Origin of the sequence: Clostridium aromativorans (assembly GCF_020908015.1) — a bacterium.
GTDB classification, from domain to species: domain Bacteria; phylum Bacillota; class Clostridia; order Clostridiales; family Clostridiaceae; genus Clostridium_B; species Clostridium_B aromativorans.
Genome location: NZ_JAJJPB010000002.1, coordinates 24,836 through 43,940, shown reverse-complemented (window position 1 = coordinate 43,940; position 19,105 = coordinate 24,836). Strand labels below are relative to the sequence as shown.

The 19,105-nt window shown below is 33.8% G+C and carries 18 protein-coding genes and 1 riboswitch; of the genes, 6 read left to right on the top strand and 12 right to left on the bottom strand.

Features of this window, described 5'->3' with window-relative positions; all coding sequences use genetic code 11:
* The first annotated feature begins 109 nt into the window (after positions 1-109).
* Positions 110-1,894, top strand: coding sequence for a serine hydrolase (locus LN736_RS02885; protein WP_150356605.1), 1,785 nt, complete (start codon positions 110-112; stop codon positions 1,892-1,894).
* 12 nt (positions 1,895-1,906) lie between these two features.
* A complete protein-coding gene (locus LN736_RS02880; RefSeq protein WP_190972187.1) occupies positions 1,907-2,941 on the top strand; it encodes an L-threonylcarbamoyladenylate synthase in 1,035 nt (344 codons plus the stop codon).
* 118 nt (positions 2,942-3,059) lie between these two features.
* On the opposite strand, the gene LN736_RS02875 is transcribed toward LN736_RS02880, so the two are convergent.
* The 5 genes from LN736_RS02875 to LN736_RS02855 form a co-directional block, all read right to left on the bottom strand.
* A complete protein-coding gene (locus LN736_RS02875) occupies positions 3,060-3,809 on the bottom strand; it encodes an ABC transporter ATP-binding protein (RefSeq protein WP_229980925.1) in 750 nt (249 codons plus the stop codon).
* Complete coding sequence (locus LN736_RS02870; protein ID WP_150356607.1) at positions 3,778-4,782, bottom strand: ABC transporter substrate-binding protein; 1,005 nt, start codon at positions 4,780-4,782, stop codon at positions 3,778-3,780. The genes LN736_RS02875 and LN736_RS02870 overlap by 32 nt, the downstream gene beginning before the upstream one ends.
* A gap of 13 nt (positions 4,783-4,795) precedes the next feature.
* Positions 4,796-5,548 carry an ABC transporter permease gene (locus LN736_RS02865; protein ID WP_150356608.1) on the bottom strand — a complete coding sequence of 251 codons (753 nt, stop codon included), beginning with the start codon at positions 5,546-5,548 and terminating at the stop codon, positions 4,796-4,798.
* 16 nt (positions 5,549-5,564) lie between these two features.
* A complete protein-coding gene (locus LN736_RS02860) occupies positions 5,565-6,299 on the bottom strand; it encodes a TatD family hydrolase (RefSeq protein WP_229980789.1) in 735 nt (244 codons plus the stop codon).
* Between the two features lie 66 nt (positions 6,300-6,365).
* Positions 6,366-6,467: riboswitch (TPP riboswitch) on the bottom strand.
* An 81-nt stretch (positions 6,468-6,548) separates the two neighbouring features.
* Complete coding sequence (locus LN736_RS02855; RefSeq protein WP_229980788.1) at positions 6,549-8,399, bottom strand: LTA synthase family protein; 1,851 nt, start codon at positions 8,397-8,399, stop codon at positions 6,549-6,551.
* A 181-nt stretch (positions 8,400-8,580) separates the two neighbouring features.
* Between LN736_RS02855 and LN736_RS02850 the strand changes: the two genes are divergently transcribed.
* Positions 8,581-9,186: an RDD family protein gene (locus LN736_RS02850; protein WP_179977012.1), complete on the top strand. Its 606-nt coding sequence runs from the start codon at positions 8,581-8,583 to the stop codon at positions 9,184-9,186.
* A 3-nt stretch (positions 9,187-9,189) separates the two neighbouring features.
* Positions 9,190-10,551: a 23S rRNA (uracil(1939)-C(5))-methyltransferase RlmD gene (gene rlmD, locus LN736_RS02845; RefSeq protein WP_179977011.1), complete on the top strand. Its 1,362-nt coding sequence runs from the start codon at positions 9,190-9,192 to the stop codon at positions 10,549-10,551.
* A gap of 97 nt (positions 10,552-10,648) precedes the next feature.
* Here the strand turns inward: rlmD and LN736_RS02840 are convergent, their stop codons facing one another.
* From LN736_RS02840 to LN736_RS02830, 3 genes are read right to left on the bottom strand one after another with little or no spacing between them, the layout of a single operon-like run.
* Positions 10,649-11,065, bottom strand: coding sequence for an MFS transporter (locus LN736_RS02840; protein ID WP_229980786.1), 417 nt, complete (start codon positions 11,063-11,065; stop codon positions 10,649-10,651).
* Positions 11,025-11,846 (bottom strand): MFS transporter, encoded by an 822-nt coding sequence (locus LN736_RS02835; RefSeq protein WP_229980784.1) that lies wholly within the window; start codon positions 11,844-11,846, stop codon positions 11,025-11,027. The genes LN736_RS02840 and LN736_RS02835 overlap by 41 nt, the downstream gene beginning before the upstream one ends.
* A 21-nt stretch (positions 11,847-11,867) precedes the next feature.
* On the bottom strand, positions 11,868-12,062 hold the full coding sequence (locus tag LN736_RS02830; protein WP_179977009.1) for a hypothetical protein: 195 nt from the start codon (positions 12,060-12,062) through the stop codon (positions 11,868-11,870).
* A 134-nt stretch (positions 12,063-12,196) separates the two neighbouring features.
* On the opposite strand from LN736_RS02830, the gene LN736_RS02825 reads away from it, so the two are divergent.
* The gene (locus LN736_RS02825; RefSeq protein ID WP_179977008.1) at positions 12,197-12,832 is read left to right on the top strand and encodes a 5-methyltetrahydrofolate--homocysteine methyltransferase; all 636 of its coding nucleotides are present in this window, start codon (positions 12,197-12,199) and stop codon (positions 12,830-12,832) included.
* A gap of 15 nt (positions 12,833-12,847) precedes the next feature.
* On the opposite strand, the gene LN736_RS02820 is transcribed toward LN736_RS02825, so the two are convergent.
* Complete coding sequence (locus LN736_RS02820; protein ID WP_179977007.1) at positions 12,848-13,168, bottom strand: hypothetical protein; 321 nt, start codon at positions 13,166-13,168, stop codon at positions 12,848-12,850.
* A 160-nt stretch (positions 13,169-13,328) separates the two neighbouring features.
* On the opposite strand from LN736_RS02820, the gene LN736_RS02815 reads away from it, so the two are divergent.
* Positions 13,329-14,216 (top strand): MBL fold metallo-hydrolase, encoded by an 888-nt coding sequence (locus LN736_RS02815; RefSeq protein WP_150356617.1) that lies wholly within the window; start codon positions 13,329-13,331, stop codon positions 14,214-14,216.
* Between the two features lie 67 nt (positions 14,217-14,283).
* Here LN736_RS02815 and LN736_RS02810 read toward each other — a convergent pair whose 3' ends face one another.
* From LN736_RS02810 to LN736_RS02800, 3 genes are all read right to left on the bottom strand, one after another.
* Positions 14,284-15,684 carry an amino acid permease gene (locus LN736_RS02810; RefSeq protein ID WP_150356618.1) on the bottom strand — a complete coding sequence of 467 codons (1,401 nt, stop codon included), beginning with the start codon at positions 15,682-15,684 and terminating at the stop codon, positions 14,284-14,286.
* Between the two features lie 424 nt (positions 15,685-16,108).
* Entirely contained in the window at positions 16,109-17,536 is a 1,428-nt protein-coding gene (locus tag LN736_RS02805; RefSeq protein ID WP_150359061.1) for an amino acid permease, read from the bottom strand.
* A 519-nt stretch (positions 17,537-18,055) separates the two neighbouring features.
* Entirely contained in the window at positions 18,056-19,102 is a 1,047-nt protein-coding gene (locus LN736_RS02800) for a YncE family protein (RefSeq protein WP_179977006.1), read from the bottom strand.
* Positions 19,103-19,105: the final 3 nt, after the last annotated feature.

Sequence of the window (19,105 nt, the reverse complement as noted above, 5' to 3'; positions counted from 1 at the left end):
CCCAAATCATATTTCAAAACTAACTCTATAAAAATTCACCTAAATTTAGCAGTACTACATTTTTTTATGATATGATTATAGTATCTTACTATAGAAGGAGATGATGTAAATGTTCAAAAAAGTACTTTCCTCCATGATCATGTCAATCTTTCTCATATGCTCAAGCGGAACTGCAATAAATGTGAAGGCAAACACTGCAGCAGCACCGGAGGAAGCTAAATTTACAATAAGCATTGATGGAAGCAGTATTCCATCAGAATACGTACAGCCCTATCAGGACTCAAATTCAGTAGTCATGCTCTCTCTTAACGTATTTTGTGGGAAACTAAACGGAAAACTGAATATAAAAGGTGACAGTGCCGAATTCATTACTCCGGATTATACCGTAAAACTCGAGAGTAACAATAAAAAAATACGTGTGAACAACAAAAATATCATTTTGTCAACAGCACCAGTCATCAGAACTAATTTCGTCTTTGTGCCTCTGGAATTCTTCAGCCAGATACTCGGCAAGACCATAAACTGGGACAACAATACCAGGGCTGTTAAAATATCCACCCCTGAAAAAGCACAACCTAGCCAGGAAAATTCCCAAATCTCACAGAAATTAGATACCTATTTGAACACACTTCAGAGTACGGATAATTTTCATGGAAGTGTACTTGTGGCTCAAAATGAAAAGATAATTTTGGACAAGGGCTATGGCAAATCGGACTTCGAGCAAAATATTCAAAATACACCAAATACCACATTTCCCATAGGTTCCATGACCAAACAATTTACAGCTATGGCCATAATGCAGCTGGTTGAAAGAGGATTGGTAAGCGTATCCGATCCTATCTCAAAATATATACCCGATTTTCCAAACGGAAATATAATAACAATAGAAAATCTTCTCACCCACAGCTCAGGAATTGTAAACTGTACCGACCTTCCTGAATTTTGGAACATGAGCCAGGATTCTTTAAAAGATATAAACAAGGTAATAGACCTATTTAAAAATAAACCTCTGGAATTCAAACCGGGGACCAATTTTAGCTACAGCAATTCCGGATATATTCTTCTGGGATATATAATTACAAAGGTGAGTGGAATGAGTTATGGGGATTACCTTCAAAAAAATATCTTTCAGCCGCTGGATATGAAAAATACAGGCCTGGGTTATAAAGGTACTGAAAAAATGTACTCCTCTACAGGTTACAGCGGCTACTTGGACGTTTATCCTGTAAGTGATGAAATAACACTCAGCGGGGCTTATGGTGCAGGGTGCCTGTATTCCACTACGGAAGACCTATATAAATGGGATAGAGCCCTTTACACAGAAAAAATGGTAAAGCAGTCCACATTGGATAATATATTTTCAAATCATATAGAGATGGCACCCTCTGGACCCTACTACGGATATGGTTGGATGCTCACAAGTGGAAAATACGGAAAGGAAATATACCATGGTGGAAATACAGTTGGATTTACAAGCAATATAGCCAGATATCCAGCCAAAGATCTAGCTATAATTATTCTCACCAATGTAGGGTACTACAATATAAATCCTCTAAATGACACTCTGGCGGACATAACCCTAGGTGGGAATTATAAACTTCCAAAGTCAAAGCAAGTAATTGCCATTGACAGTAAAACTCTTGACAAATACGTCGGTAACTATAAACTCAATGGGAATCTCGCAAATATCTCCATAACCGCCGACGGAAAAGCCCTCTATTATGAGCAGGACAACAGCGGTAAAAAATACCAATTGTATCCGCAGTCTCAAAATGAATTTTTCCTGAGGGTAGCAGATGTCAGCATTAAATTTAACATTGACAGTAAAAATACGGTTACAGGTATTGAATTGTATCAATTGGGACTTGAATTTCATGGAGACAAAATAAAATAGAAGGTGAAAGCTGTGAAAACAGAAATATTAAATGTTAAAGATTTAAATGTTAATTATAAAAATATCGTAAAAGGTGCAGAATATTTAAGAAAAGGTGAAGTTGTTGCAATTCCTACAGAAACTGTTTATGGATTGGCTGCAGATGCTTTTAATGAAAATGCAATAAAAAAAATATTTGAAGTTAAAGGAAGGCCACAAGATAATCCGCTACTAGTACATATATATAAATTAGAACAGGTTTATGATATATGTAAGGATATTTCAAAAGAAACCAAAAAAATATTTGACGCTTTCTGGCCAGGATCAGTAACTTTGATTTTCAACAAAAAAGACTGTATTTCAGATACAGTTACTGCAGGAATGAAAACTGTAGGAGTTAGATTTCCAGAAAGCAAGATAGCAAGGGCTATAATTAAAGAAAGCAGAACCTTATTAGTAGCTCCGTCTGCAAATTTATCAGGAAAACCATCAACTACCAGTGCAGAGCACTGCTATAATGATCTAAATGGAAAAATTCCCTGTATTTTAGATGGAGGGCCATGTTCAATTGGACTAGAATCAACAATTATAGATATGTCCACTTCAGCACCCGTGCTCCTAAGACCGGGAGCAATAAGCCTGGATGACATACGTAATGTAATTCCAAATCTTATATATAAAAAGGATTTATTGAGCGTAAAGGGAAATGAAGTTCCAAAGGCTCCAGGAATGAAATACAGGCACTACGCACCGGATGCACCAGTAACATTGGTTGAAGGCGATTATACAAAGACCTCACAGTGGATCAAAGAAAATGCGAAGGAGGACAATGCTGTAATTTGTTTCCAAGAATTTTTAAATGATTTTAAGAGCTGTCAACACATATATAGTTTAGGAAGTTTTAAAACGTTAAACACAGCAGCTCAAAAGATATTTGATCTGCTTAGAAAATGTGATAAATTGAATGTAAATCATATTTATATACAAGCTCCTAACGACAGGGGCTTAGGGAACTCTATAATCAACCGATTGGAAAAAGCAAGTGCAGGAGACATTATTCATATATAAGTTATATTGGTTATGGAAGAAAATTGGAAGCATATAGAATCACTTTATACTTCCAATTTTTTTAATAGGTCTATAAATTATCGAATTAGCTTAGATTAATGTCCATGCTGTTTGATTCCTAAAGCAACTTTAAAATATCAGCTTTCATGTTCAAAAGTTCCTGGGAAAACAACCTGTTTTCTTTATTGCCCCTGCTAAAATTCACGATTATCTCTTTTTTTACCCTGCCGGGCTTTGAAGAAAGTACATATATCCTATCTGAAAGTACAATTGCCTCTTCAATATCATGGGTTACAAAGAGTATACTCCGATGGAGCTTCTCCCTCATTTTTAAAATCCAATTCTGCATTTTTCCACGGGTTATTGAATCAAGTGCACCAAAAGGTTCATCCAAAAGCATTATCTCCTCTGAGGAGAAAAAAGTTCTCAAAAAACTGGCCCTCTGTTTCATTCCACCTGAAAGTTCATAGGGATACTTATTTTCATAACCCCCCAGTCCGAACATGTCAATGTATTTCTTTGCATCTCTCCTCGACTGTTTTTTATCATTCCCCTTTATATCAAGGGGCAGTACTACATTTGAAAGAACAGTCTTCCAGGGCAGAAGAAGATCCTTTTGCTGCATATATCCTATATCACCTTTTACAAAAACACTGCCGCTGTCCTCTTTGAGAAATCCTGTTATTATATTGAAAAGTGTGCTCTTGCCACAGCCGCTGGGCCCAAGTATGGAAACAAATTCTCCTCTTTTGAGATATAGGGTTATATCCTCAAGTATTGTCTTGTCTTCAAACTTCTTGCACACATTTTCAATCTCAACCATCATTTCATCACTATTATTTTGGCAGAAATTCATTTGTGAATGCATCACTTATTTTTAACTCCTTTTTTATAAGGCCTTTGTCCTTGAGAAATTTAGCATAACGCTGCCATACCTGGGATTTCATAACTCCCCATCGCGGTGCATCTGATACATACTGACCAGCCATATATTTCTGACTTTGAAGAGCCAGATTCTTGTCTATTTCAGGTGCATATTTTAAAAGTATATCTGCACTTTCTTCAGGATGTTTTATGGAGTATTCGTAGCCTTTGGCGGTAGCTGCCAGGAATTTTTTTACCTTTTCGGGATTCTTGCTTATAAGCTTGTTACTGCTTATAAGAATAGGTGTATAGTAGTCCAGAGCCGGATCCAGATCTTTAACGGGTATGTAATCAAGCTGCTCTCCCTTCAACTTGGCCTGTATACCTGTCCAACCCTCAAATATCCATGCAAAATCTATATTTTTCTTTGTAGCTGCAAAAAAATCGTCATTTCCGATATTCACTATCTTTACCTTGCTGAAATCTCCACCGCTCTTCTCCATTACAGCTTTAAGCACTGCTTCTTCTGAAGGTGATCCCCATCCTCCATATACTTTTCCCTCAAAATCTTTAGGGGTTTTTATATTTTTGCTCTTAGGTGCGGCAAAACCGGAAGTGTTGTGCTGTATTATTGTGGCAATGGCTTTTACAGGAAGAGGATTGTTACTTGTAAGTGCATAGGTGACATCTTCCTGATAGCTCACTCCAAAATCACCTTTTCCAGCAGCTATAAGATTTGTAACACTTCCTTCTGAAGGCTGAACTATTTTCACATCCAGTCCCTCATCTTTATAATATCCTTTATTTAGGGCCACATACAATCCGGTGTGATTTGTATTTGGAGTCCAGTCCAGTATGACAGTGGTCTTATCCAGGGAATTTGATGTATCCTTTTTATCGCTTGTTCCACATCCTGATATAGCAATTACACTTATAAAAACAGCCAGTATCAACAATATAAATTTACTTTTTCTCATTATTATCCCCCTCTTATTTCCAATGTATTATTTTTTTACCTATAAAGTCTATGATATAGATTATCGCAATGCTCACTACAACAATAACCAGAATTGAGGCAAATACCTTATCAAGCTGGTAGGCATTCTTGGCCCTCACCATATATACACCTATTCCGCTGTCTCCTCCCAGCCATTCGCCTATAATTGCAGACATTATCATGTAAGTTGCAGCAATCTTCAAACCTGAAAAAAAGTTGACCAGAGCATAGGGAAGTTTAAGATGGTAAAATATCTGAAGTTTGGAAGCCTTCATATTATGAAATAGATTTATGTAATCCACATCTATCTTTTCAAGACCGTCTACAAGACTTACAACTATGGGAAAAAAGCATACCGTTATCACAACTATTATCTTGGGAAGTGCTCCAAATCCGAACCATATTATAAAAAGCGGTGCTATAGCTATAGTTGGAATGGTCTGGGATATGAGCAAAATAGGATATAGTGATTTCTTAACTGTATGAAAGCTGTCCATTATTATGGCCAATATAAAAGAAAGCACTATGGATATAAAAAATCCTACAAAAGATTCATAAAGCGTTGTTTCCGCATTTTCCATTATGTTTCTAAAATCCAAAACGAGGGTCTTTATAATATTTGACGGCGAGGGAAGGATATAGGGTTGTATATACTGAAGACCCACCACCATCTGCCATAAAGCCACTACTACTGCTATGGTTATCACCGGGTACATCTTATTTTGAATATTTCCTGATTCTTTCATTCTAAACACCTTAAATTCACAATTTCAATCTGTTGAAATTACTGGATATTTTATTTTTTAACTCTTCATACTGAATTCCCTTTATGTTTGAGATTTTTCTGACAATGCCTTCAACTTCCCAGGGATATCCATACCGTTTATTCACCCACTCAAGGGAGTCGGGTCCATCTGTTTCCGTCAATATTCTGTCCAGGGGGAGAATATTGACTATTTCATCTGTAATCCTGGAATAGCCTATATCAACGCTTATGGTGAAAAAGCAACCACATTTTAAAAGCTCCTTGAGCACATCCATATCACCGCTGTACCAGTGAATTATCGGTGTTCTCAATTTATACCTTTTTATATATTCCAGTATCTTATTTTCTGCTCCCTTGGTATGGATATTGGTTATCTTGTCATATCGTCTGGCCCTACTCAAAAAGTATTCAAATACCATGTCCATTTTGGGATATTTTTCTCTCTCCGGTACCCAGTAATAGTCAAGACCTATTTCCCCTAAAGCCTTACACTCCTTTATACAATCATCAAACCTATCCAGATTACCATAATTTTTATGTGCTTCCCAGGGATGTATTCCAAAACAGGGTATTATATTCTCATTCTCTTCACTTATCTTTTTCGTAAAAATATAACTTTTCAGGTTCATGGAGCATCCCAGTGTCTTGATATCATCTTTTTTTATAATATCAAGAGCTTTCTTTAAGTTTTCTCCATAAAAATCCATATGATTGTGGGCATCAACAAGCATTTCAATTATCTCCTATATAACTTTGACAAAAAACAAAAGCACTATCACAAATAGTGCTTCAGGATACAAATTACAAAGCGGTTTCCCTACGTCGGCGCTGCCCGAATCAGGTTCAAAGGGTTAAAGTTTTCACTTTTCTCAGCCGTACCGGCACCCCTGACACTACAGACAATATTAAATTTGCTACATTATTATTATAATATCACTTGTTTATAAAAATGTAAACATTTCATGTACATATCCGCAGTTTTATTTATCCAACTTGTCAATGACATTATGTTTTAATATGTAATCAGAATATTCAAGCTGATTCAACACATCCTCTTTGTCTTTCCTCAGGCTGCTATTCTCAGGCACTTCCTTTCCGGTCTTTACATCATAGTATACATCATCCTGGGAAGAAGAATAATAATTTTTATCTATAAAGGAACCATTTCTAAATATAACCTTCTGATTTTTAGGGTTAAAAAGATCTTTTCCAAACATATTTTTCCCGGGCAGATCAAATAAGTTACACACCGTAGGATATATATCCATTTCACCTCCATATACGTGATTCACACCTTTCACCGATTCGTTGGGAAAATGTATTAGAAGAGGTACCTTCTGAAGCCCTTCCCAATCCATTTCGGAAGTTGAATTTACATTCAGGAATTTGAACAGCTGCTGCTCTTTATCTTTGGGTATTGCATAGTGATCACCGTAGAGCATTACAACTGAATTTTCAAGCGTGCCATTTTCATCCAGAGCATTTAAAAACACTCCCAGTTGTTCATCTGTATAATGTATGGCTTTTAAATAATTTCCAAGAAGAGTACCTTTTAAATTTCCCACATCAAAATCACCATATTTATCCACATCATCATAGGGAAAGTGACTGGTCAGTGTTATTAAAAAAGCATAATAAGGTGATTTCATATTGTTCAATTTTATCAGAGACTGGTTCAAAAAAGATCTGTCACTGAGTCCCAAACCTATGGATTCATCTTTCTTATAACTTTTTTCACCATAGAAATTATCAAAGCCAAATTTTTTGTACATTATCTGTCTGTTCCAAAAATTTTCTCTAAAGCCGTGAAATGCTGCTGTACTGTAACCGTTATTTTTAAAATTTTCGGGCATGGCACTGAATTTATTTCCGGAATACAGAAAATACACTGCCCCAGCCGCTGCCGGATATATCGAATTGTTGGTCATAAACTCCGCATCGGAAGTTCCCCCTGCCGCTACCTGATAATAAAAATTATCAAAATACACTGACCTATTCACCCATCTGTTCAAATTCGGAGTTATTTCCTGTCCATTTACAGAAGCATTTATTACAAATTCCTGAAGGGCCTCTACCTGTATCATTATAAGATTTTTTTCCTTTGAATATCCTTTCAGATTTTTATTATCTGATTTATTATTATCCATAAAAGTATTTATGGCATTTATTTTTTCTCTGGAAACAGGTGTCATTTTGGTTATATTGGCTGAAAGTGAATTATAGATGTCTAAACAGTGATAATTCAATACACCTAGTTTTCTACTTATATAAACCTTATTATACATTGCGCTCAAAAGTCTGGGCTGCTCTTTTGAAAGTCCATAAAAACTTATAAAATCCATACCAATACCAAATAAGAGAAGCACGACAGCTATTGATATCCTATAATTCAGCGGAAATTTGTTTTTTCTCTTTCTAACATATCTGTTCACAAAGGGAATTATAAATATAACATCAGTGAAATATAAAAAGTCCTTTATATTCATCAAATTTGACACACTGGATTTTACAGCTCCAAGCTGAAATCCACTTATAAGCACGGGAAGAGATATTATGTCCTTAAAATATCTGAAATATATGATATCACTTACTATAAATGAACTTATTACAATATTGAATATATAGAGCATCCTGGAACGTGCCTTTGCTTTCAGAATCAAAGATATGGAGATTATAATTATTACCGGGGCAATGGCCGGAATGAAAAGAGATATAATTTTTATATACCCTGTTTCTAAATGCCTTCCATACATCAATATCTTAAAAGTTACACATACTATAAAAAATACTACATCCAAAAAATCTAGAAAAAACGAATTCAATCTATTCATATTAAATATCCTCAATCATCAATTTATTACAATACTAAAATTATAGAACTAATGAATAAAATTGTAAAATAATATGTGAACAATAATAAAAGATTTTTTATACCTATTTACATAGATGTCATAGTGTAGCATAATATATTTGTTATAGAAAGGTTAAAAAGAAGAAGGAGGTATATGTTTAATGGGAGAAAATGATGAAAATAAAGATAAACTTTCAGTAGATGAAGAAGCAAAAAAGCAGTTTTTAGAAGAACTTAAAAATAAAAATATGGAAGAGAAAAGAAGATTTGAAGAAATTAAAAGGAAGAAAGAACAGGAAAAAGAGGAACAGCTCAAAAGGGAGGAAGAAGAGAAACAAAAAAAACTTTTGGAAGAACAGGAAGCTGAAAAAAAGTTGGATGAATCCAGCCTGCAATCAGAGAAGCCCCAGGAAGAGGACACTAAAATTGACAATTTTAAAGCAGATAGTGCTGAAATCGAACCTGTGTCAAAGAAAAAAACTTCTGACCGAAGTACAGATCTCAAAGTCAAAAACAACCTGGTACCCTGCAATCTGAAACTTTCCATTATAGATACAGCTGTATCGGCTGTAGTTTCTTTAGCCTGTCTTTATTTATTTGATCTTATTTTAAGAACCCTGTTTGGACATTATATAGCAGATATGAAAGGCATGTACATAATATTATTTCTAATAGTATCTATCTTATATCCTGTTATAATGAGAAGCTGTAAATCCAGGAAAACATTAGGTGAAAAATTTGCCAAAGTACCAAAAGGAGTAGATTAAAAATTGAAAAAGGGCAGCCAACATGAATTTTTTATAGAAAAGTTAAAATTTCCAGCAGTTGGAATCGCACAAAAGGATGGAATAAAGGTATTTATAAAAAACTCTGTGCCAGGTCAAAAAATAAAAGGTCAGATTACAAAAAAAAGAAATGGATATGCAGAAGCCAAAATCGTGGAAATAATTGAAAATGTAAACTATGCAATAGAGCCCTTATGTCCCCACTTTAACCTCTGCGGCGGATGCAATTTTCAGTTTATTCCCTATAATATACAGGTTGAATTAAAAAAGCAGCAGGTTTTAGACCTGTTTGAAGAATCTTCTATCAAAGGTTTTAAATTCTTGGGTATAGAAAAAAGCCCTGAGGAATTTCATTACAGAAATAAAATGGAATTTACTTTTGGAGATGAGCAAAAAGGAGGATCTCTCACATTGGGAATGCATATGAGGGGGAAATCCTTCGGCATTGTGAATGTAGATAAATGCAAAATAGTAGATGAGGACTTTACTGTAATTTTAAATGAAATCGTCACCTATTTCAGGAAAAAGGAACTGCCTTATTACAGAATACGGAGCCACAGGGGATATTTAAGAAATGTGGTAATTAGAAGAGGTAAAAATACAGGGGAAATCCTCGTAAACATCGTTACTACTTCACAAATTGATTTTGATTTCAATGAAATAACTGAAATATTGAGAAATTTAAATTATAATGGCAAATTGGTGGGTGTACTTCACACTATAAATGACAATTTATCGGATGTGGTAAAAATAGATTCAATGAAAATACTATGTGGAAACGATTATATAATAGAAGAAATTTTAGGATTGAAATTTAAAATTTATCCGGAATCATTTTTTCAGACCAATTCTAAGGGCACCGAAAAGCTGTATAGTATAATTAAGGATTTTTTAAAGGATACTTCCTCAAAAACGGTTTTTGACCTGTACTGCGGCACGGGAACTATAGCCCAAATATTATCTCCCCATGTAAAAAAAGTACTAGGAATAGAGCTTGTAGAAGAGGCAATAAAATCTGCGAAAGAAAACATAAAATTGAATGGAATAGAGAATTGTACATTCATAGCAGGAGATGTATTACATATAATGAAAACTTTAGAGGATAAGCCCGACATAATAATACTTGATCCCCCAAGGCCGGGAATCAATCCCAAAGCAATTAAACAGATTATAGATTTCAATGCTCCTGAAATAATTTACGTGTCCTGTAATCCTAAAACTCTTGTAAATGACTTAAACATATTTATCCAATCTGGATATATACTGGATAAGGTAAAACTCATGGATATGTTTCCCCACACTGTCCATGTGGAGACTATAGTTTCGCTGCAGAGAACACATACGTAGAAATTCTGCATCTTCCACTGAATTCTTTCTTTCGGGGATATATAATTTAGATGTGTAAATTTGAGTTTGTCAACAGGTCCAAAACTTCACACTCTCATTATATTTGGCTCACCTTGCTAAATTTCTTGTAAAATAGAAACATTAATACTGCAGCAGTCAGAGCTATTGCCGAACTTAAATAAAAAGGGGCACTATTGTTGACGTTATCATATAAAACACCAGCTATAAGACTTGCAGGAAGTAAGGTTATACCTACCAATGAATTATATATTCCCAATCCTGTACCCCTCTTATTTTTATCGATAAGGTCTGAGACCAGTGCCTTTTGTACTCCATCTGTTGCTGCACTGTAAAGTCCATATAATACAAATAACAAAATCACTGATATTTTATTATCTGTTCTTCCAAAGCCAAAGTATATTGCAGAATAAAGTACATATCCAAAGATAATAAGTTTTCCCCTGCCAAATTTATCAGAGAGAATCCCCATTGGAACAGCGAATATTACTGACACCGAGTTGAATATCAAGTATACAATTGGTATGAATAAGGGCTTTTATACCAATGTCATTGGCCTTTACCAGCAGCAAGGCATCAGTTGAATTACCTAAGGTAAATACAAAAACAATACCTAAAAACATGTAATATTTATATGAAAAGTCCCTAAGGGTAATTTTTTTAGGAAGATCATCTTTACTTTTCTTAGCTTCTTTTACAAAAAAAATTATGGTAACTAATCCAAGTATCCCGGGCAGAGCTGAAAATATAAATACCTTTCGATAATTATTAGGAAATACTGATAAAATTGCAAAAGCAATAAAAGGCCCTACTATTGCGCCGCTATTATCCATGGCCTTGTGGAACCCAAAATTTTTTCCTCTTTCACTATCACTTGATGAAGCAGCTACAAGGCTGTCTCTTGGAGCAGTCCTTATACCCTTTCCAACCCTTTCACTGAATCTTATAGCTAATACCTGCAAAGGTGAAGTTACTATTGAAAATAATGGGGATAAAATAGCTGTAAATCCATATCCAATGATCATAAAAGGTTTGTTTTTGCCAATTTTATCACTCCACCAGCCCGATACAGCTTTAAGAACCGAAGCCGTACTTTCTGCAATTCCTTCAATAAGAGATACCTCTGTTTTTGACGCACCTATGGACATTAAAAATAACGGCATAATAGAATATATCATTTTCGTAGTTGTATCCGTTAAAAAGCTGGTCATACCGGTAAAAAAGATGTTGCGCTCAATTCCCAGTACCTTTTTATCTTTTTCATTATTAATATACACACTCATCCTACCCTTAAAATTTTATTTTTGATTTGCATCAATTTTATATTCTTTTCTCTGAGGCCAGTATATTTTAAATTCAAGCTTTTCAATATCTCTTTTTTGTTTATAACTCATTCTTAAACTTGCATCTTCAGGAATATTTATGTCTCTGTCAAGGTCTTTTAAAATAAGTTTGATGTTATTATTTTTTTTAGACTTGATATATTGGAACAAATATCATCTAACAGCTGCTTGTATTTGCCAAATTCATCTGCTTGTTCAACATTACATATTGAAAATATACTATTTAATATGATATGATCATATATATGCATGTAGATGCATTAATAAGCGGAGGAAGAACTAGCATGGAAGTAACATTGAATTTTGATTTTAAATTAAATAGATCCCAGGTATTTCAAGCGCTAAAATCCTATGGCGAAATATTAGAAGAAAGGGAAATAAAAAGCTTATACAACTTACTCCTTCCCACAGTATATGAAACAGCGGAACCTGTAGGTGTATTCAGCATAGAAAAAAATGACAATAGTTCTCTTTATAAAATTATTGAGAATTACAGCCATATAATATATTGTATAATAAGTTTAGGAGACAACTGCAGCAAAAAAATAAATGAATTTTTTTCTTACGGGAACATGAAAAAGGGAATGGTAATGGATGCAATGTTCACTTCCTATCTCTTTGAAACAAGTTCCCAGCTTTTCAATCATATTTACAGCAAATCAAAGGAATTAAATTTGGGACTTAGCTGCAGAATATCACCCGGTGATGGAGAATTACCACTTAAATATCAAAAAAACATACTTGAAAAATTGGATGCAGAAAAATTTTTAAACTTAACTGTTACGGAAGGCTTTATGCTTTCCTCCAGCTATTCCATGGCATATATATACGGAGCCGATGAAAATTTACCTCTGAGTAAAAAAGATCATGATTGTTCCCGATGTCCTAACAGAGATCTTTGTACTATGAAAAATTTATGATTTCAGACAAATAAGTTATTTTGACTTATTTCTTTTCCTGTTTCTGGTTTTCTTATATACAAAATCCGAAGTAATTGCCAAAAGTAAAAATGCAGACAACAATATCTCCATTTTAGTGCCCGCTTGAGGATAAAAATATGTAATAAGTTCAATTATCAATACCACTGTTCCCATTATAATAAGAAAATTTATTTTAAAATTAACGTATTTTTTGTCCACACCTTCTGCGTCCAGCATAAATTTCTTACGTACCGACTTGCTGTATTTCATCCCCAGTCCCTGAATAATACCTATAAATCCTAAAAAAGTTAGCAGACCTGTCATCGTGGAATCCATAAAATATACCCCCATCTATTAATATTTATCGTATAAAAATACTTATTAAATTATATCACCTCAATATATAAATTTCAAAATTTAATAAAATATGCTATCATTTAATTAAAGAAAAACTAATAGAAATTTGATATTTAACTTTCAAGGGAAGTGTCATTAAATGAATTTGAATAAAATAAAAGGCAACACTTATTATATAGATGGCCCAACCAATTGCGGAATATTTATTTTCAAAAATAAAAACTGCCTGATTGCAGATACAGGTATAAATAACAGTGAGGCTAAAAAAATAGACAATCTGCTTATTGAAAATAACCTTCACCCCAAATTCATAATAAACACCCACAGTCATTTAGACCACTGCGGCGGCAATTTGTATTTCAAAAAAAATTATCCAGGTTGTCTTGTATATACTTCTAAAAAGGAAAGTCTATTCATGGAAAATCAGGAGCTTTTTTCATCTATGCTTTCTTCATCCTATCCTTCAAGAGCTTTCGATAGAAGCAATAAGCCTATAGATGTAGATTTTATTCTGGATTATGGAATAAACAAATTGAATGATGAAAAATTCGACATCATTGCCCTGCCCGGTCATTCCATAGAACACATAGGAATAATAACACCTGAAAGAGTATGTTTCCTTGGAGATTCAATTTTCAGCAGCGAGATACTTAATAAATACTCTTTTCCGTACTTATATAATATAGATGACAGCCTATCTTCATTGAACAAAATAAAGGACATGGAAGCAGATTATTTCTTAATAGGACACTCAAAAAAATTACTTGATAAAAGTCAAATATCCGAATTAGCAGATAAGAACATATCCAATATACACAATTACAAAAACGAAATCCTAGATCTTCTGGATCAGCCCCTCACCCGGGAGGATATATTGGAGAACATAACTATATTGAACAATTTATCTTTAAATTTTTATGAATATCATTTAGATCTCAGTGGAATATCAGCCTTTCTATCCTATTTATATAACAATAAACTTATAAATTATTCCGTGGAGGACGGCAAATTATATTATTTCAAGTGAAAATAAACAGGCTTCTTAAATGAGCATTAGGGAAATTTCCCTAATGCTCATGATTTACATTTAAAGTTCACTCATTCATAGTACTGTGTTTTCTTCCATATATAAAATATATAGAAAATCCTACACCCAGCCAGATTACAAACACTATCTTGGTAAAAGTAGGCAGAGATACAACCAAGACTGAACAAAATACAACTGCAATTATAGGAGTGAATGGAACCCCTGGACATTTAAATTTTCTTTCTAAATCGGGCCTTTTCTTTCTTAAAATAATTACAGACAATGAAACTATTATAAAGGCAATTAGAGTACCTATGTTAGTCATCTCAGCCAGTCTTCCAACTTGTAAAAAACCTGAAAGAATCATTGCCACGGTTCCTATTAAAATTGTACTTTTCACTGGTGTTCCATATTTAGGATTTACCTCCGAAAACATCTTTGGAAGAAGTCCATCCCTGGAAAGTGAAAATAATATACGGGTACCTCCAAAACACATAACTAAAAGTACCGAGGTAAGACCGCAAAGAGCACCTACTGAAACTAGAGCAGAGCCCCATGAAATGCCTATTTTTTGAAGTGCAAATGCCACTGGAGCAGCAGTGTTTTTATACACATAATATGGAAGTACTCCTGTCAGCACTGCTGAAACTATAATATACAATGCAGTACATATAAGAAGTGAGCATATTATACCAATTGGTAAATCTCTCTGAGGATTTTTAACTTCTTCTGCTGCAGTAGCTACTGCATCAAACCCGACATAGGCGAAAAATATTATTGCTGCTCCTTTAAATACTCCATTTACTCCGTAAGGGAAAAATGGATGCCAATTAATCGGTTTCACATGTCCTGATGCAAGAACAATGAATAGTATGACTACTCCCAACTTTATGACAACTAAAGCATCGTTGAGCTTAGCACTCTGGCTTACTCCCCTAACTAAAAAAGTGATGATTATAGCTAAAATAAATATGCAGGGCAAATTTATGATACCACCATTTAATCCGAGTGGATTGCTAAAAGCAGCTGGTATATTGATTCCTATCGCCTGTAATATTTGAACTACATATGCAGACCAGCCTACAGTAACCGTTGCCACCGTTACTGTATATTCAAGTATTAGGTCCCATCCTATAATCCATGCCCATATTTCTCCAAGTCCCACATAACCATACGTATAGGCACTTCCCGCTATAGGCATCATAACAGATAATTCTGCATAACATAACGCTGCAAAAGCACAGGTCATACCTGAAACTATAAATGAAAGAATTAATGCTGGTCCAGCATAATTTGCAGCTGCAACTCCGGTTAATACAAATATACCTGTTCCGATAACTGCTCCAATTCCCATCATCGTCAGTTCAAATGCGCCTAAACTTTTTCTCAATCCTCCTTTTTTTGATTGAGAATTATTCAGTAATTCCTCTACAGATTTTGTCCTGAAAATCGAATTTGATTTTCCCATGTATGTTGTCTCCTTTCAGTAAATAAAACACTTTATAAATTATCAATTCAATAAAAATTAAGAGTACATAATCTTCATTGAATTTACATACTCTTAATATAATAGCATATTATAATTTAATACTTCTATTAGTCATAATAATTATTATATTCTAAAAAATTTAATTTATTCTATATTGCATATATTTGCAATATAATATTTTATATAATCTATAAAAATATATATAAAAGAACAATTATATTTATAAATTTTTATTTATAATATATTTATTAAAATATTTATACTATATACTAAATGAATACAATTATGTATTCATTTAAAATAAAAGAGGAAAGATGCCCTGCATCCCGGCATCTCCCCTCTTTTATACGATTTACTATTATTTTATAAAACAGTAAATGAGAATCAATAATATATCATCAGACTACTTTCCATCCGTTGGAGAAACTACATTTTCCTCCTTACTCATTAAACTGTGACTTCTACTATAAGTGAAATAGATTACAGCCCCTATGCACAACCATATTACACATACCATTTGAGTAAAATGAGGCAGATTCCATATCAGATAAGCACAAAATATTATAGACACTGCAGGAACAAAAGGTACCCATGGACATCTAAACGGCCTCTCATATTCCGGTCTTGTCTTCCTCAAAACTATGACTGAAGCAGATACTATAATGAAGGCAATCAATGTACCTATGTTTGTAAGCGTTGCCAGCTCTCCCAGAGAAACAAATCCTGACAGCAGCATTACTATAACTCCAACAAGCATAGTACTCTTTATAGGTGTTCTAAATTTAGGATGTACATCTGAAAAAACTTCAGGGAGCAGGCCATCTCTGGACAATGAGAACAATATACGGGTTGAACCATAAGTCATAACCAGAAGTACAGAAGTAAGTCCGCACACTGCGCCAATAGATACCAGTGCAGATCCCCAGGAAATCCCTATCTTTTGCAGTGCAAACGCCACTGGAGCTGCAGTAGTTTTATAAGTATAATATGGAAGCACTCCTGTCAGCACTGCTGAAACCAATATATACAATAAAGTACAGACAAGCAGGGAACCTAATATACCTATAGGCAGATCCTTTTGTGGATTTTTAACTTCTTCAGCTGCCGTGGAAACAGCATCAAAACCTATATAGGCAAAGAATATAACTGCTGCGCCCTTAAATACGCCGCTGACACCATAAGGGAAAAATGGGTGATAGTTAGTGGGTTTAATATGTCCTACTCCTAAAATTATGAACAGTATTACCACACTTAATTTTATCAAAACAAGTATATCATTGAGTTTTGCACTCTGGCTCATGCCTCTGAAAAGGAAAAGTACTATTACAAGCAAGATCAATATACATGGCAGATTTATTATACCTCCGTTTGCAGGCGGATTGACTAAGGCTGCTGGTAATTTGATTCCTCCAGATTCGAAAAGTGCCACTATATAACCAGACCATCCAACCGCAACTGCTGAAACCGCTACCATATATTCCATCAGTAAATCCCAGCCTATCATCCAGGCCCATATTTCACCTAAACCTACATAGCCAAAGGTATAGGCACTACCTGCTACAGGAATCATTGCGGCCATTTCCGAATAGCATAGCGCGGCAAAACAACATGTAACTCCCGAGAATATAAAAGATAATATTAGTGCTGGCCCTGCGTAATTTGCAGCAGCAACCCCTGTCAGTACAAAGATGCCCGTCCCAACTATGGCACCTATTCCCAACATGGCGAGTTCAAGAGGTCCCAATACTTTTTTCAATGATTTTTTCCCCTTAGTTTCGGCTAACAACTTATCTAGCTCTTTAGTCCTAAATATAGAATTATTTGTAGCCATACTTACACTCCCTTCAAAAATAATATTAATAAATTTAAAACTATTATAATTATAGCATAAATTTATTTGTTTAAATTAATATAAAAAATATTCTGAATATTATTTAATGAATTGTGTCTTTTTGCTTATCCCTTGTAATCATTGGTTTTACAGCATTATTCGCAATTAAATTCTTTTTTAAAAATATAATTATGTCATTTTTAGGTATATATTTTTTGCATTTTAATAATATCTAAAAAATATATAGTACATATATTTTAAATTATAAACAATTAATAATAATAAAAATATTTAAAATTGTGAATTAAAATAATTAATTATATATTATTTTAAATTATATATTTCTAATATCATATTAATATACACTATTAATTTTCTGTATGTTAAACTGGAAATTGACATAAATAAATAAAGTTCAAAGCAAGAATATAAAATTATGAAGATTTTTAACTTTAGTAAAAATCTGCTAAATTTTATAATTGAACTTTGAACTTTGATTTTAAACAATATATCAACATGTTAAAATAAACTGTTAACTATTTTATTTCCATCTTGACTTACTATGCCATATTCATATAAAGATATCAATTTTCCGTCATATTTAGTCACCTTTCCCGTAGTAAGTTCCTTTACTTCGCCAGCTTCCGGATTATCCACATATATTTTTCTGTCTCTGGTGATATATATGTTGTTTTTATTCACATATGAGGGCAAAGTATATATTTTTCTCTTGTCAACATCCAGATTACTTATGAATATTTTATTGACCTTATTATTTTCACCATTTCCTATGTATATATTATTGTTTTCATCTGTATTTAGAAGATAATGCATGGCATTTTCCCCTGTTGCTATCACCCTTCCCCTTCCCGTTCTGATTCTATTATAGGTTCTGTCTTCATATATGATCTCGTCGCCATTTTCATCATTTACAGCTGCTATATTTCCAAGACGGCATCTTCCAAAATTAACTAAATTCATCCTTATCATGACATCTATCCTGTATATTCTCCCATTTGTCTCTTCATTTCCAAGACTCATCACATATACCACATTACTTGGTCCTGAAAATGCTACTCGTTTAACCTCATAGGAGTCGTCCGGCAGCAGTATGGAAAGATCCTGATTCTTATCCAAATTTTTCAGAGGGTATATTTCATCACGTTTTGCATCATATGATTCAAACTTTAAATTACTTGAATTTCCTCCTGTACTTGTTTTCTCCGCTATAAACATATTATCAGTATCCAGATTCCAGGTATAATAGGACAACTCATTTTCAAGATTTACTTCTTTTTCATCATTTTTAATGGTATCAACCACATGCAGTGACTGACCGTCATAATAGGATATGTAATTCCCACTGCTTGCCACTTTGATCTGCTCTGCATATTCCGGTATTTTCACTTTTATTTTATGCTCTGCCTGTTTTGAAGAAATATCAACCTTTTTTATGCTGAAATTTGCATCCCCGTTGAAATAAAACAAGTTAAGACACAAAAGCCCTATTAATTCTATAACTACAGGTATCAGAGTCCAAATAATTATTCTCTTAAAGTTTTTCATCCA

Excerpts from the sequence above, each read along its gene's own strand:
- LN736_RS02885 (WP_150356605.1), top strand. The coding sequence starts at position 110 with ATGTTCAAAAAAGTACTTTCCTCCATGATCATGTCAATCTTTCTCATA.
- LN736_RS02875 (WP_229980925.1), bottom strand. The coding sequence starts at position 3,809 with ATGCATTCACAAATGAATTTCTGCCAAAATAATAGTGATGAAATGATG.
- LN736_RS02870 (WP_150356607.1), bottom strand. The coding sequence starts at position 4,782 with ATGAGAAAAAGTAAATTTATATTGTTGATACTGGCTGTTTTTATAAGT.
- LN736_RS02865 (WP_150356608.1), bottom strand. The coding sequence starts at position 5,548 with ATGAAAGAATCAGGAAATATTCAAAATAAGATGTACCCGGTGATAACC.
- LN736_RS02860 (WP_229980789.1), bottom strand. The coding sequence starts at position 6,299 with ATGCTTGTTGATGCCCACAATCATATGGATTTTTATGGAGAAAACTTA.
- LN736_RS02855 (WP_229980788.1), bottom strand. The coding sequence starts at position 8,399 with ATGAATAGATTGAATTCGTTTTTTCTAGATTTTTTGGATGTAGTATTT.
- LN736_RS02850 (WP_179977012.1), top strand. The coding sequence starts at position 8,581 with ATGGGAGAAAATGATGAAAATAAAGATAAACTTTCAGTAGATGAAGAA.
- LN736_RS02825 (WP_179977008.1), top strand. The coding sequence starts at position 12,197 with ATGGAAGTAACATTGAATTTTGATTTTAAATTAAATAGATCCCAGGTA.
- LN736_RS02820 (WP_179977007.1), bottom strand. The coding sequence starts at position 13,168 with ATGGATTCCACGATGACAGGTCTGCTAACTTTTTTAGGATTTATAGGT.
- LN736_RS02815 (WP_150356617.1), top strand. The coding sequence starts at position 13,329 with ATGAATTTGAATAAAATAAAAGGCAACACTTATTATATAGATGGCCCA.
- LN736_RS02810 (WP_150356618.1), bottom strand. The coding sequence starts at position 15,684 with ATGGGAAAATCAAATTCGATTTTCAGGACAAAATCTGTAGAGGAATTA.
- LN736_RS02805 (WP_150359061.1), bottom strand. The coding sequence starts at position 17,536 with ATGGCTACAAATAATTCTATATTTAGGACTAAAGAGCTAGATAAGTTG.
- LN736_RS02800 (WP_179977006.1), bottom strand. The coding sequence starts at position 19,102 with ATGAAAAACTTTAAGAGAATAATTATTTGGACTCTGATACCTGTAGTT.